This window comes from Cellulosimicrobium composti (assembly GCF_010287905.1).
Classification (GTDB): Bacteria; Actinomycetota; Actinomycetes; order Actinomycetales; family Cellulomonadaceae; genus Cellulosimicrobium; species Cellulosimicrobium composti.
The window spans coordinates 65731-79629 of the sequence record NZ_JAAFAN010000002.1 but is presented as its reverse complement, the minus strand read 5'-3'; the positions used below and the strand labels follow the sequence as shown (position 1 = coordinate 79629).

General features: G+C 74.3%; 12 protein-coding genes and 1 riboswitch. Of the genes, 6 read left to right on the top strand and 6 right to left on the bottom strand.

The annotated features are described in order from the left end of the window. Positions 1-61 precede the first annotated feature (61 nt). The 5 genes from ddaH (at position 62) to GYH36_RS00980 (ending at position 5640) form a co-directional block, all read left to right on the top strand. Positions 62-958 (top strand): dimethylargininase, encoded by an 897-nt coding sequence (ddaH, locus tag GYH36_RS01000; RefSeq protein WP_162288844.1) that lies wholly within the window; start codon positions 62-64, stop codon positions 956-958. Continuing rightward, the gene (gene rocD / locus GYH36_RS00995; RefSeq protein WP_162288843.1) at positions 955-2214 is read left to right on the top strand and encodes an ornithine--oxo-acid transaminase; all 1260 of its coding nucleotides are present in this window, start codon (positions 955-957) and stop codon (positions 2212-2214) included. The genes ddaH and rocD overlap by 4 nt, the downstream gene beginning before the upstream one ends. 10 nt (positions 2215-2224) lie before the next feature. Then, a complete protein-coding gene (locus tag GYH36_RS00990; RefSeq protein WP_162288842.1) occupies positions 2225-3508 on the top strand; it encodes an aspartate aminotransferase type Ic in 1284 nt (427 codons plus the stop codon). A gap of 279 nt (positions 3509-3787) precedes the next feature. Further along, complete coding sequence (locus GYH36_RS00985) at positions 3788-4789, top strand: ATP-binding cassette domain-containing protein (protein ID WP_162288841.1); 1002 nt, start codon at positions 3788-3790, stop codon at positions 4787-4789. Beyond that, complete coding sequence (locus GYH36_RS00980) at positions 4789-5640, top strand: ABC transporter permease (protein ID WP_162288840.1); 852 nt, start codon at positions 4789-4791, stop codon at positions 5638-5640. Before GYH36_RS00985 ends, GYH36_RS00980 begins: the two co-directional genes overlap by 1 nt. A 74-nt stretch (positions 5641-5714) precedes the next feature. Here the strand turns inward: GYH36_RS00980 and GYH36_RS00975 are convergent, their stop codons facing one another. The 3 genes from GYH36_RS00975 to GYH36_RS00965 all read right to left on the bottom strand — a co-directional run bounded on the left by GYH36_RS00975 (position 5715) and on the right by GYH36_RS00965 (position 8696). Next, entirely contained in the window at positions 5715-6662 is a 948-nt protein-coding gene (locus tag GYH36_RS00975; RefSeq protein ID WP_024841284.1) for a universal stress protein, read from the bottom strand. 184 nt (positions 6663-6846) lie between these two features. Further along, positions 6847-7653 carry a C40 family peptidase gene (locus GYH36_RS00970; RefSeq protein WP_024841285.1) on the bottom strand — a complete coding sequence of 269 codons (807 nt, stop codon included), beginning with the start codon at positions 7651-7653 and terminating at the stop codon, positions 6847-6849. Between the two features lie 2 nt (positions 7654-7655). Then, positions 7656-7817, bottom strand: a riboswitch (cyclic di-AMP (ydaO/yuaA leader). Positions 7818-7955: 138 nt separating this feature from the next. Beyond that, positions 7956-8696 carry an iron-dependent transcriptional repressor DtxR gene (locus GYH36_RS00965; protein ID WP_024841286.1) on the bottom strand — a complete coding sequence of 247 codons (741 nt, stop codon included), beginning with the start codon at positions 8694-8696 and terminating at the stop codon, positions 7956-7958. A 192-nt stretch (positions 8697-8888) separates the two neighbouring features. Here GYH36_RS00965 and serC point away from each other — a divergent pair, with 192 nt between their 5' ends. Further along, complete coding sequence (gene serC, locus GYH36_RS00960) at positions 8889-10031, top strand: phosphoserine transaminase (RefSeq protein WP_312028450.1); 1143 nt, start codon at positions 8889-8891, stop codon at positions 10029-10031. A 628-nt stretch (positions 10032-10659) separates the two neighbouring features. Here serC and GYH36_RS00955 read toward each other — a convergent pair. The 3 genes from GYH36_RS00955 to manA form a co-directional block, all read right to left on the bottom strand. After that, positions 10660-12006, bottom strand: coding sequence for an MFS transporter (locus tag GYH36_RS00955; RefSeq protein ID WP_024841994.1), 1347 nt, complete (start codon positions 12004-12006; stop codon positions 10660-10662). Then, complete coding sequence (locus GYH36_RS00950) at positions 12003-12461, bottom strand: MarR family winged helix-turn-helix transcriptional regulator (protein WP_024841993.1); 459 nt, start codon at positions 12459-12461, stop codon at positions 12003-12005. The genes GYH36_RS00955 and GYH36_RS00950 overlap by 4 nt, the downstream gene beginning before the upstream one ends. An 83-nt stretch (positions 12462-12544) precedes the next feature. After that, a complete protein-coding gene (gene manA / locus GYH36_RS00945) occupies positions 12545-13894 on the bottom strand; it encodes a mannose-6-phosphate isomerase, class I (protein WP_162288839.1) in 1350 nt (449 codons plus the stop codon). Between the last annotated feature and the right edge of the window lie 5 nt (positions 13895-13899).

The window sequence follows — 13899 nt, the reverse complement described above, 5'->3', positions numbered from 1 at the left end:
CGTCCGGCCACCACCCGGGTCGCACCACCCCGGCCGGCCCGGCTCCCGCAAGGAGGCGGCGATGCGCCCAGGCCAGCCCCGGCACTACCTCATGTGCCGGCCGACGTACTTCACCGTCAGCTACGAGATCAACCCGTGGATGGACCGGCGGACCCCGGTCGACACCCCGCTCGCCGTCGCCCAGTGGGAACGGCTCCGCGACACCTACCGCGACCTCGGGCACGTCGTCGAGACGATCGAGCCCGTCGCGGGGCTGCCGGACATGGTCTACGCCGCCAACGGCGCGACCGTCGTCGACGGGCTCGTGTACTCCGCGCGCTTCACGCACCCCGAGCGCGCACCCGAGGGCCCCGCCTACCTCAAGTGGTTCGCCGACCACGGGTACGTGACCCACCTCGCCGAGCACGTCAACGAGGGCGAGGGCGACCTCCTCGTCGCCGGTGACGTCGTCCTCGCCGGCACCGGCTTCCGCACCGACCGCGCCGCGCACGCCGAGGCCGCCGCGCTGTGGGACCGCGAGGTCGTCACGCTCGAGCTCGTCGACCCGCGCTTCTACCACCTCGACACCGCGCTCACCGTGCTGCGCGGGAACGACGGCGGCGCCCCGCCCGACGGCGCGCACCCCGCCCTCGCCGGGGGCGGCGTCGACGTCGCGTACTTCCCGCCCGCGTTCTCGCCCGCCGCGCAGGAGGTCCTGCGCGAGCGCTTCCCCGACGCGCTCCTCGCGACCGAGGAGGACGCCGTCGTGCTCGGGCTCAACGCCGTGAGCGACGGCACGCACGTGGTCCACGCCCCGCGGGCCGAGCGGTTCGCCGCCGCGCTGCGCGAGCGTGGCTACGAGACCCTCGGCGTCGACACGTCCGAGCTGCTGCGCGGCGGCGGCGGGGCCAAGTGCTGCACGCTCGAGATCCGCGAGCCGGCGGGCGCGCGCGCCGCGCACCCCGGGAGCACGTCGTGACCGCGCAGGACGTCCGCCCGGTCGCCGGACCGGCGGACGGGACGCCGCGCGACGCGCTCGCGCACAACTACCACCCGCTGCCCGTGACGGTCGCGACCGCCGAGGGGTCGTGGGTCACCGACGTCGAGGGGCGGCGGTACCTCGACCTCCTCGCGGGCTACTCGGCGCTCAACTTCGGGCACCGCCACCCCGCGCTCGTCGAGGCGGCCACGCGCCAGCTCGGGCGCGTCACCCTCACGTCGCGCGCGTTCGACCACGACCTCCTGCACCCGTTCGTCCGCGCGCTCGCCGCGCTCGTCGGGCCGCTGACCACCGGCGGCGACGCCTCGCTCGTGCTGCCCATGAACACGGGTGCCGAGGCCGTCGAGACCGCGATCAAGACCGCGCGCAAGTGGGGCTACGACGTCAAGGGCGTACGACCGGGCGAGGCGACGGTCGTCGTCGGCTCCGGGAACTTCCACGGCCGCACCACGACGATCGTGTCGTTCTCCGACGACCCCGACGCGCGCCGGGGCTTCGACCCGTACACGCCGGGGTTCCGGGTCGTGCCCTACGGCGACGCCGACGCCGTGGCCGCCGCGATCGACGACACGACGGTCGCGGTGCTCCTGGAGCCCGTGCAGGGCGAGTCGGGCGTCGTCGTGCCACCGGCCGACTACTGGCCGCGCGTGCGGGAGGTCACCGCCGCGCGCGACGTGCTGCTCGTCGCCGACGAGATCCAGTCCGGCCTCGGGCGCGCCGGCACGACGCTCGCGACCGAGACGTGGGGCGTGCGGCCCGACCTCGTCACGCTCGGCAAGGCGCTCGGCGGCGGGATCGTGCCCGTCTCCGCGGTCGTCGGGCGGCGCGACGTGCTCGAGGTGCTCACGCCCGGGACGCACGGCAGCACGTTCGGCGGCAACCCGCTCGCGTGCGCGGTCGGGATCGCGGTCGTCGAGCTGCTGCGCACGGGCGAGCCGCAGCGCCGCGCGCGCGAGCTCGGCGTGCTGTTCCACACGCGTCTGCGCGGCCTCGTGGACGCCGGGCTGCTCGACGCCGTGCGCGGCCTCGGCCTGTGGGCGGGGCTCGACCTCGACCCGGTGCGGGGGACAGGACGCGACCTGTGCGAGGCGCTGCTCGCGCGCGGCGTGCTCGCCAAGGACACGCACGGGTCGACCATCCGGCTCGCTCCCCCGCTGACCGTCTCGGCCGAGGACCTCGAGACCGGCCTGTCCGCCCTGGAGAACGCCCTCACGGACCTCGCGCGGGATCGGTAGAGTCCGGAGGGTGACCACGCCCGAGCCCGCCGCACCCGGTTCCCCCTCCCTCGCGTCGTCCCTCGACGACCTGCGTCGCGCGTACGCCGACCTGCAGTCCCTGGGGCTGCGGCTCGACCTCACGCGCGGCAAGCCGTCCGCCGAGCAGCTCGACCTGTCGGAGGCGCTGCTCGCGCTGCCGGGCGAGGGCGTGCACACCGACGCCGACGGCACCGACGTGCGCAACTACGGCGGCCTCGACGGGCTCCCCCAGCTCCGCCGCATCTTCGCGGAGCTGCTGGGCGTGCCCGTCGAGCAGCTGCTCGCGGCGGGCAACGCGAGCCTCACGCTCATGTACGACACGCTCGCGTACGCGACCCTCTTCGGCGTCCCCGGGTCGGAGCGCCCGTGGGGCCGCGAGGAGACGGTCCGCTGGATCTGCCCCGTCCCCGGGTACGACCGCCACTTCTCCGTGTGCGAGGCCCTCGGCATCGAGATGGTCACCGTGCCCATGACCCCGGACGGCCCCGACGCGGACGCCGTCGCCGGGCTCGTCGCCGACGACCCCACGATCAAGGGCATGTGGGTCGTGCCGACGTACGCGAACCCCGACGGGTCGGTCGTCACCGAGGAGGTCGCGCGCGCCCTCGTCTCGGTGCCCGCCGCCGCGCCCGACTTCCGCATCCTGTGGGACAACGCGTACGCGCTGCACCACCTCACCGACGACGAGGTCACGAGCGCCGACGCGATCTCCCTCGCCGCCGAGGCCGGGCACCCCGACCGCGTGGTCCTCTACGCGTCGACGTCGAAGATCACGTTCGCCGGCGCCGGCGTCGCGTTCCTCGCGTCCTCGCCCGCGAACGTCGCCTGGTACAAGAAGCACCTGTCCGCCCAGTCCATCGGCCCGGACAAGGTCAACCAGCTCCGCCACGCGCTGTTCTTCGGCGACGCGGACGGCGTGCGCGCCCACATGCGCAAGCACCGCGAGATCATCGCGCCCAAGTTCGACGCCGTGACGAGCATCCTCGCCGAGCGCCTCGGCGGCACGGGCGTCGCGTCGTGGACGGAGCCGAAGGGCGGCTACTTCGTGAGCCTCGAGGTCGTGCCCGGCACGGCGTCGCGCGTCGTCGAGCTCGCCAAGGCGGCCGGCATCGCGCTGACGCCCGCGGGAGCGCCGTTCCCCTACGGCAAGGACCCGGAGGACAAGGTCCTGCGCCTCGCGCCGACCCTGCCCCCCATCGAGGAGGTCCGCGTCGCGATGGACGGCGTCGCGACGTGCGTGCTCCTCGCCGCCGCGGAGCACGCCGCGCGCTGACGCACGACCCTCCCGTACCGAGCAGGTGATCGTGGCGCGTCCTGGTTCCCGGACGCGCCAGGACCGCCTGCTCGGCGTGCCGGTGACGCCTGGACGTCCCGCCTCGACCGTCACGGGCAGGACCTGACGAATCGCACTGGTCCCCCGCGCCGTGCGCGGCGCAGGATGGAAGACGTGCACGACCGATGAGTTCCGGCGGTCGGCGCGGTCGGTCGGTGGGTGGCCCGGGAAGCCGGGCGGCTCGTCGGCATCGGCGAACGACCATCCCGCGGAGGGGACATGACCGACACTGCACGCGGCGACCTCGCCGTCGAGGCACGCGGCCTCGTCAAGCACTTCACGGCCGGGAAGTCCGTCACCAAGGCGGTCGACGGCATCGACCTGCTCATCCCCGAGGGCACGGTGTTCGGGGTGCTCGGGCCGAACGGCGCGGGCAAGACGACCGCGGTGCGCATGCTCGCGACGCTCCTGCGACCCGACGCCGGCACGGCGCGCGTCCTGGGCCACGACGTGGTGCACGACGCCGACAAGGTGCGCTCCGTCGTCGGGCTCACCGGGCAGTACGCGTCCGTGGACGAGGACCTCACGGGCACCGAGAACCTCGTGATGCTCGCCCGGCTCTACGGGTTCCTCGGCGGCACGGCGCGCGGGCGCTCGGCCGAGCTCCTGGAGGCGTTCGGCCTCGGCGACGCGGGCGACCGCCAGGTCAAGACGTACTCGGGCGGCATGCGCCGCCGCATCGACCTCGCGGCGAGCCTCGTCATGAGCCCGCGCGTCATCTTCCTCGACGAGCCCACGACCGGGCTCGACCCGCGCAGCCGCAACCAGGTGTGGGACATCGTGCGCGTGCTCGTCGCGGACGGCGCGACCGTGCTGCTCACGACGCAGTACCTCGAGGAGGCGGACCAGCTCGCGGACCGCATCGCCGTGATCGACCACGGCAAGGTCATCGCGGAGGGCACCGCCACCGAGCTCAAGCGCTCGGTCGGCGAGGGCGCGGTGCACGTGCGCCTCGCGGACTCGGCGGACCGGGCCCGCGCGGCCGAGGCCGTCGGGCGGCTCCTCGGGACGGAGATCACGCTCGCGAACGACCCGTACGCGTTCTCCGCCCGCGTGCCGGACGACGGCGCCGCGCACGTCGCGCGCATCCTGCCGACGCTCGGTGACGAGGGCATCGTGGTCCCCGAGTTCACGCTCGGGCAACCGAGCCTCGACGAGGTGTTCCTCGCGCTCACCGGCCAGCCCATGGAGGACGACGAGACGATCGAGGAGGTGGCCTGATGGCCGTCGACCCCACCGCCACCGCCGCGGACCTGCGCGCGCCCGGGGCGAACGCGCTGCGCGCCGCCGTCGCGCTCGAGCACCGGCCCGACCGGCCGTCGCCCGTGTCCGCGACCCTCACCTACACGTGGCGCGCGCTGCTCAAGATCAAGCACGTGCCCGAGCAGCTGTTCGACGTCACGGTGTCCCCGATCATCTTCACGCTGATGTTCACGTACCTGTTCGGCGGCGCGCTCGCCGGCAACGTGCAGGCGTACCTGCAGTTCCTGCTCCCCGGGATCCTCGTGCAGGCGGTCCTCTTCACCACCATCTACACCGGCTACACGATGAACACGGACATCAGCAAGGGCGTCTTCGACCGGTTCCGGTCGCTACCGGTGTGGCGGCCCGCGCCGATCGTCGGGGCGCTGCTGGGCGACACCGTCCGGTACACGATCGCGTCCGTCGTCACACTCGCGCTCGGCCTCGTGCTGGGCTTCCGCCCGCCGGGCGGCGTCGTCGGCGTCGTCCTCGGCATCGTGCTCCTGCTCGTCTTCGCGTTCGCGCTGAGCTGGGTGTTCACGGCCCTGGGCCTCGTCCTGCGCTCCCCGAACGCCGTCATGGGCACGTCGATGCTCGTGCTCATGCCGCTGACGTTCGCGTCGAACATCTTCGTCGACCCGTCGACCATGCCCGTGGTGCTGCAGCGCTTCGTCGACGTCAACCCCGTCACCCACCTCGTGTCCGCGGTGCGCGGGCTCATGGCGGGCGAGCCCGCCACGGACGGCATCCTGTGGGTGCTCGTCGCGTCCGTCGCGCTCACCGCGGTCCTCGCGCCGATCACGATGCGCCTCTACCGCAACCGCAGCTGAGCGCGGTCCGGCCGCGGGCCCGCACCGGGGCACCGCGGCCGGGCACGCAGCGGATGCTCCGGTGCTGGGCGAGGTCAGTCCGCCTCGGGTGACCCCTCGCCGTCGTCGCACTTCTTGGTGACGACCATGACCGGGCACGCGGAGTGGTGCAGCACCGCCTGGCTCGTGGAGCCGAGCAGGAGGCCGCGGAAGCCGCCGCGCCCGCGCGAGCCGACGACGATGAGGTCGGACGCCGTGGAGAACTCCGTGAGCAGCTCGGCCCCCGTGCCGTCGAGCACGATGCGCTTGATCGTGAGACCGGGGTGCTCGGCCTCGTGGCGGTCGATGATGACGTTCAGACCCTCGGTGATGTCCGCGAGCACCTGCTCGTGGTCGATCGACGCGGGCAGCCACGCCAGGAGGCCGGCCCCGGCCCCCACGGGGACGCCGGCGACCGCGACGAGCTCGGCGTCCCACGCCTTCGCCTGGCGGATCGCGTGACGCAGCGCGATCTCGGCGGAGGGGGAGCCGTCGACGCCGACGACGATCCGGCGCAGCGGCGTGACGGGCGGCAGCTCCTGCGGATCGCCCTCCTCCTGCTTGGCGCCCGCACGGAACGGCACGACAACGGTCGGGCAGTGGGCGTGCGCGGGCAGCGCCGAGGACACCGTGCCGAGCAGCCGCTCGGTGAACCCGCCGCGGCCACGCGTGCCGACCACGACGAGCGAGTGCTCGCGCGACATCTCGACGAGCACGCCGGCAGCGTCGCCGGTCGTCACGGTCGCCGTCGTGCGCACGCCGGCGTCCTCCGCGCGCGAGCGGGCCTCCTCGAGGACGGCCCGCGCCCCCTCCTGGATCGCCGAGTCGTCGAGGGCCGCGTAGCCGCCGTCGAGCGACGCGGCGGTGAAGGACGGGAGGGAGTAGGTACACACGACGTGCAGCGGCCACCCGACCTGCAGGGCGTAGGCGGCGGCCCAGTCCAGGGCGTGCAGGCTCGGCGCCGAGCCGTCGACGCCGACGAGGACCGATTCCGTGCGGGTCATGAGCGACTCTCCTCTCGACGGCCCGGTGCCATCGGACGACCAACCTAGCCGAGACCAGCCCGTTCGTCCGTCAGCCTGGAGTCACGAACACGTCAAGAATGCCACGAACCCCGCCCCCTCGCGACGATGCGCGAGGTGACGGGGTTCGTGGAGCCAGCGGCCGGTACGGCCCTGGGAGCGTGGATCAGGCCACGCGGATGAACGTGGGGTTCGACTGCCAGATCTGACGGAACTGGATGGTCTTCCCGGGACGCGGGGCGTCGATCATCATGTTGTCGCCCGCGTAGATGGCGACGTGGCCCGGCGTCCAGATGAGGTCGCCCGGCTGCGCCTGGTCGCGCGACACCTTGGTGCCGACCGAGCCCTGGGCGCCCGAGGTGCGCGGAAGGCTGATGCCGACCTGCGCGTAGACGTAGCTGGTGAAGCCCGAGCAGTCGAAGCCGTCGGGGGTGGTGCCGCCGTACACGTACGGGACGCCCACGTAGCGCGCGGCGATCGACACGATGGTCGAGCCGTAGGCCGAGGCCGGGACGTCGACCGACGCCTCCTGCTGGGCAGGCGCCTCGGACTGGGTGGACTGACGCTCCTGCGAGCGGCTCGTCTGCTGGGTGCGGACCGGCTCGGGGTCCGGCTCCGGCTCCGGCTCGGGAGCCGGGGTCACGGTGACGGGCGCCTGGGCCTGCTCGATGGTGAACGCGGCGTCGGCCGCGACGGTCACGGCGGGAGCGGCCTCGAGGGCCTGGCGGGCCTGCGCCGTCAGGGCGCTGAGGTCGACCGCGTTGAGCTTCCCGGACTCGTTGTCGACGGGAGCGGCGGTCGCCGGGGCGGCGGCGCCGATCATCGAGACGATGAGGCCCGACGAGGCGGCGACGACGGCGGTACGGCGACCGGCGGTCGACATCTGGGTCGACGCGGCCTGGGCGATGGAGCTGAGCGGCGTCACGGGACGCCGCGCCGCGCGGTGGCGGGCGCGAGTCGTGCTCACGGTCACTTGGTGCCTCTCCTGGACGCCTGCGAGGTCAGCTGTCGGGTTCGGGTGGAAGAGTCACCCGGCCCTCCGGACCGAGGTCCGTCGGGCTTCACCCCAAGGGCGCTGTCTCCAGCACCCAAAAATTGGGTCCCCCGTCCCTGTCATCGGGTCGTCGTTGGCCTCTCGCGGTGACAGGGTTAGGCGTTCCGCTCGAGGACTTCACCAGATGGGTCTTCGGATGAAGCAGCACCGACCGTACAGGACCGCCTGGCAAAAGTCACGTTCCCATTACGACACGGGGCGGACGATCCCGTCGTCGCAGGTCAGGGCGTCGCAGGGGCCGGGAGAGCCAGCTCGCCTCGCGCGACGAACAGGTGCCGCGCGACGTCGTCGGGCAGGTCCAGGACGACCGGCGCGCCCTCCCCCCGGACGGTCACCACGCCGTCCCCGGCGGACCGTACGACGAGCGTCCGGCGCGGCAGCACCTCGGCCTGCGCGAGGCGCCGGAGCAGGTCGACGTCGACCTGGATCGGCTCGCCGATGCGCTGCAGGACGACGCGGACCTCGCCCGCGTCGCGACCGCGCTCGACCAGGTACGACGGCAGCGCGACGACGCCGTCGAGGAAGCCGACGGCGGGCGGCTGCTCCCCCAGCTCGGGCAGGCCCGGGATCGGGTTGCCGTACGGGTCGAAGTGCGGGTGGTCGAGCAGACCGAGGAGCCGCTCCTCGACCAGCTCGCTCATGACGTGCTCCCAGCGGCACGCCTCCGTGTGGACGTGCTCCCAGTCGAGCTTGATGACGTCGGTGAGCAGGCGCTCGGCGAGGCGGTGCTTGCGCATGACGCGGGTCGCCTTGGCGTGGCCGGTGGGCGTGAGCTCGAGGTGCCGGTCGCCCGTGACGACGACGAGACCGTCGCGCTCCATGCGCGCCACCGTCTGCGACACCGTGGGACCCGAGTGACCGAGACGCTCCGCGATGCGCGCGCGCAGGGGGACGATGCCCTCCTCGACGAGCTCGTAGATCGTCTTCAGATACATCTCGGTGGTATCGATCAGATCGGTCACGTCACGCTCCCCGTTCGCTCGTCGGCTCCGCGCGCCCGGTCGTCGCTCCCCGCGGGCGCCTGCCCGCACCACGGGCCGCCGGGGACAGTCTATGGCGAACCCGTGACCGGGCCTGGGGGCCGTCCGGGCACACCCGTGGCGCACCCGCGGACACGACTGCCGGCCACGCCCCCGCGCGCGTAGGGTGACCGCGTGCCCGATCCCGCCACCACCCCGATCACCATCCCCGCCGACCTCCTGCCCGCCGACGGCCGCTTCGGCTCCGGGCCGAGCAAGGTCCGCGCGGAGCAGGTCCGCGCCCTGTCCGACGCCGGCACGTCCCTGCTCGGCACGTCGCACCGCCAGGCGCCCGTCCGGTCCGTCGTGCGGCGCGTGCGCGAGGGTCTCGCCGAGCTCTTCTCGCTCCCCGAGGGATACGAGGTCGTGCTCGGCAACGGCGGATCGACGACGTTCTGGGACGTCGCGACCGCGTGCCTCGTGCGGACCAAGGCCCAGCACGCGGCGTTCGGCGAGTTCGGGGCCAAGTTCGCGGCCGCGACGACGGCCGCGCCGTTCCTCGAGGCGTCGCAGGTGATCTCCGCCCCGCCCGGCACCGTCGCCCTCCCCGCACCCGCCGACGACGTCGACGTGCACGCGTGGCCGCACAACGAGACCTCGACCGGGGCCATGGCGCCCGTCGTGCGCGTCCCGGGGTCGCGCGAGCGCGCCGCGCTGACGCTCGTCGACGCCACGTCGGGCGCCGGCGCGCTGCCCGTGGACGTCGCGGAGACCGACGTCTACTACTTCGCCCCCCAGAAGGTCTTCGGGTCGGACGGCGGCCTGTGGCTCGCGCTGTGCTCCCCCGACGCGCTCGCGCGCGCCGAGGAGGTCGAGTCGAGCGGCACGCGCTGGGTCCCGGAGTCCCTCTCGCTGCGCGCCGCCGCGGCGAACTCGCGCCAGGACCAGACGCTCAACACGCCCGCCATCGCGACGCTCGTCATGCTCGCCGAGCAGGTCGAGTGGATCCTCGGCCACGGCGGCCTCGCGTGGGCCGCGGCCCGCTCCGCCGAGTCGGCCGCGCACCTCTACGGCTGGGCCGAGGAGCGCGAGTGGGCGACGCCGTTCGTCGCCGACCCGGCCGAGCGCTCCACCGTGGTGGGCACGATCGACCTCGACGAGACGATCGACGCGACCGCCGTCGTGTCGACGCTGCGCGCCCACGGCGTCCTCGACGTCTTCCCCTACCGCAAGCTCGGCCGCAACCAGCTCCGCGTCGCGATGTTCCCCGCGATCGACCCCGACGACGTCCGCGCCCTCACCGCCTGCGTCGACCACGTCGTGTCCCGCCTCGCCTGACGACGGCGCGGTCCGGGCCACCCCCACACGGCCGGGGCGCCCTCGCGTGCGGCGCGGTCGGGCCACCACCACGGCCAGGGCGCCCTCGCGTGCGGCGCGGTCGGGCCACCACCACGGCCGGGGCACCCTCGCGCGCGACGGCGCGGCCCGGGTCACCACCACGGCCGGGGCGCCCTCGCGTGCTCGGGCTGCCGCGCCGTCACCCCGGTCGGTCGGCCGTCGGTCACGAGCGCGGCTCTACGCCCTTCGCACCCGAGGTCGCCCCGTCCGCTCGGCTGTCGCGTCACGCTGCGTCGGCGCTCGGGACGTCACGGCTGCGTATGGGCTCGGGCAACTGCGAACCAGCGATGACCGCCGAAAGGTTGCGGACCGGCAGTCGGACGTCGATCGGCGACCGCGCTCACCAGGCGCGAGCACCGTGTCGGGCTCGCGAGGCGGCCCACCTCAGCAGGTGACGGGGCAGCGGCGGTCGGGGCGGCCGTGCCGGGTCGTGGTGGGTCTGGCGGGAGCGCCGCGAGGGACGAGCGGCGCGGATGGTAGACCCGGCACGGCCGCCCCGTCCGCCCCCCACGGCCGCCCCCGCGTGACCGCGCGGGCTGTCGCGCACCGGAGGCGAGCGCGACGCGGCTCAGGCCGCGCGGGCGATCTCCTCCGCGTCCTCGACCCCGAGCCGGCGTCGAGTCTCGGCGCGGGCGGAGCGGTGGACGGGGGTCCCGGCGTCGAGGTAGCGCACGACGAGGTGCGGGCGCTGCAGGACGCGGTAGCGGACCTCGAGGCGCCAGTTGCGGACAGCCCACGCGGCGGCGCCGACGGCGACGAGGCCGGCGGTGATGGAGCCGACGCCGATGGCCCAGCGGGGGCCCCACGCCTCGGCGATCCAGCCGACGAGCGGCGAGCCGACGGGCGTCGCGCCGAGGAACACGATCATGTAGAGCGACATGACGCGTCCGCGCATGACCGGGTCGACGGACATCTGGATCGTGGAGTTGGCGGCGGTCATCATCGTGAGCGACGCGAGGCCGACGGGGATGCACGCGAGCGCGAAGCTCGCGTAGGTGGGCATGAGGGCCATGACGCCGGTGGCGACGGCGAACCCGAAGGCGGAGCCGATGACGAGCCGGACGCGCGGCCGTTCGCGCCGCGCGGCGAGCAGGGCGCCGGTGAGGGAGCCGATGGCGAGGACGGACCCGAGGATCCCGTACTCGCCGGGGCCCATGCCGAACTCGACCTTGGCCATCATCGCGGACGTGAGCTGGAAGTTGAGGCCGAACGTGGACACGACGCCGACGACGACCATGATGACGACGATGTCGGTCCGCCGTCGCACGTACCGGATGCCCTCGCGGATCTGGCCCTTCTCGCGGGGCGCGCTGGGGAGCACGTGGAGCTCGCGCGTGCGCATGGAGGCGAGGGCGAGGATGGTCGCGCCGAAGGTCACGCCGTTGATGATGAACAGCCAGCCGGAGCCGACGGCGGCGATGAGCAGGCCGGCGACGCCGGGGCCGACGAGGCGTGCGGCGTTGAACGACGCGCTGTTGAGCCCGACGGCGTTGGACAGCTTGTCGGCGGGGACCATCTCGGCGACGAACGTCTGGCGCACGGGGTTGTCGAAGGCGGTGACGACGCCGAGCAGGCCGGCGAACACGTAGACGTGCCAGAGCTGGACGTGCCCGGAGAGCACGAGCGCGCCGAGGCCGAGCGCGAGCAGTCCCATGGCGCCCTGCGTGGCCATGAGGAGGCGGCGGCGCGGGAGGCGGTCGGCGAGCAGCCCGGCCCACGCGGACAGCGCGAGCACGGGCGCGAACTGGAGCGCGGTGACGACGCCGACGGCGATGCCGGAGCTGTCGGTGAGGTCGCTGAGGACGAGCCAGTCCTGCGCGACGCGCTGCATCCAGGTGCCGACGTTCGCGACGAGCGCGGCGCCGAACCAGATCCGGTAGTTGTGGTGCTTGAGGGAGGAGAACGTCGCGCTCATCGGGCGGCGATCCGGGTCAACAGGTCACTGGCGCGGGCCAAGGTCTCTCTTTCGTCGGGGGTGAGGGAGGACAGCTGCTGCGTGAGCCACGCGTCCCGGCGGCGGCGGGTCTCCTTGACCTCGCGCACGCCGGCGTCGGTGAGGCGGACGACGACCTGGCGGCGGTCGGTGGCGTGCTCGCCCTTCTCGACGAGGCCCATCTCGGCGAGGGCGTTGACGGCGCGGGTCATGCTCGGCGGGCGGACGCGCTCGTGCGCGGCGAGCTCGCCGGGGGACATCGCGCCGTGCTTGTGGAGCACGGTGAGGACGCCGAACTGGCCCTCGGGGAGGTCGGCCTCGCCGCGCTGGGCGCGCAGTCGGCGCGACACGCGCGTGAGGGCGACGCGGAGCTCGCCGCCGAGGGTCGCGGGCCGGCACTGGTTCCGGGTGGGCGCAGTGGGGTCCGCAGCAGGCATATACTTACCTTAACTCATTACCTTGGGTAATGAAAGAGACGCGGGTCACCCCGGGTGGCGCGGGTGGGCGGCCGCGGGCGCCGTCAGGGCACGTAGGCGACGACGACGCGGCCCTCGCCGCGCACGGCGACCGCACCCGTCGCGTGGGGCACGAACACCGACTCGCCGCGTGCCAGGACGGTCCGGACCGACGCACCGTGGTCGGCCCCGGCGAGCGACACGGAGCCGTCGAGGCACAGCACGACGCGCGGGCCGGCGTCGGGCAGGGGCACGGCCTCGTCGCCCGCCACCCGCCCCGCGCGCAGCGCGAACTCCGCGACGGGCGGGCGGTAGGTCGTGAGCCCCGTGCCGTCGTCGACGACCCGCGGGCGGGCGGCGGGCCCGGGCGTGCACGTCGCGCACTCGAGCAGCGCGTCGACGTCGACGAGCTTGCGCGTGAGCCCGGCGCGCAGCACGTTGTCCGAGCTCGCCATGATCTCGACCGCGCACCCGGACAGGTAGGCGTGCACGTGCCCCGACGGGACGAACATCGACTCGCCGGGCGCGAGGGTCACGCGGTTGAGCATGAGCGAGACGACGGCGCCCGGGTCGCCCGGGTGCTGCTCGGCGAGCGCCAGGACCGTCGTGTCCGCGCGGCGCGACGACCGTCCCCGGCCGCCGTCGTCCGGCCCGCGCTCGGCGCGCGCCCGCACGGACGCGACGGTCCGCGCGAGGTCGGCCGCGAGGTCGGGCTCGGAGCGCGCGTGCAGCGCGAGCGTGAACGCCTCGCGGACGCCCGCCTCCGTCGGGCGTGCCTCGAGCGCCGCCCGCATCCGGGCGACGAGCCCGCCGTCGAGCCCGTCGAGCAGCTCGAGGATGCGCCGGGGCCGCCGGAAGCCCGAGAGCCCCTCGAAGCGCGTCAGCGCGACGACCATCTCGGGCTTGTGCTGGTCGTCGTGGAAGCTGCGCAGCGGCGAGTCGCGCGCGACGCCCTCCCGGTTCTCGCGGTTGAACCCTGCGCGCGCGAGGTGCGGGCGCGGGTGCACCTGGAGCGAGAGCGCGCGCTCGGCGGCGAGCACCTTGAGGAGGAACGGGAGGCGCGGGCCGTACTGGTCGAGCACCCGCTGCCCCAGGACCCGCACCGGGTCCGTGCGCACGAGGTCGACGAGCGTGCCCGGACCGGCGCCGGAGGGCGCGCCCTCGCCGGGGCGCAGCGCGCCGTCGGGCACGACGCGCGACGGCGCGAGCGGGTGCGCGCCCATCCAGAGCTCGGCCGCCGGACGGCCGTCCGGTTCCACCCCCAGGAGGCCCTGGATGGCCGACGTCGAGCCCCAGTCGTACGGCTGGACGGTGTTCTCCAGCCGGTAGAACGCGGGCGGACGAGCCGCGGCGGAGACGTCGACCGACGCCGGTGCGCCGGTCGGCTCGCCACGCTCGTCCGCCTCGCTCGTCATGTGCC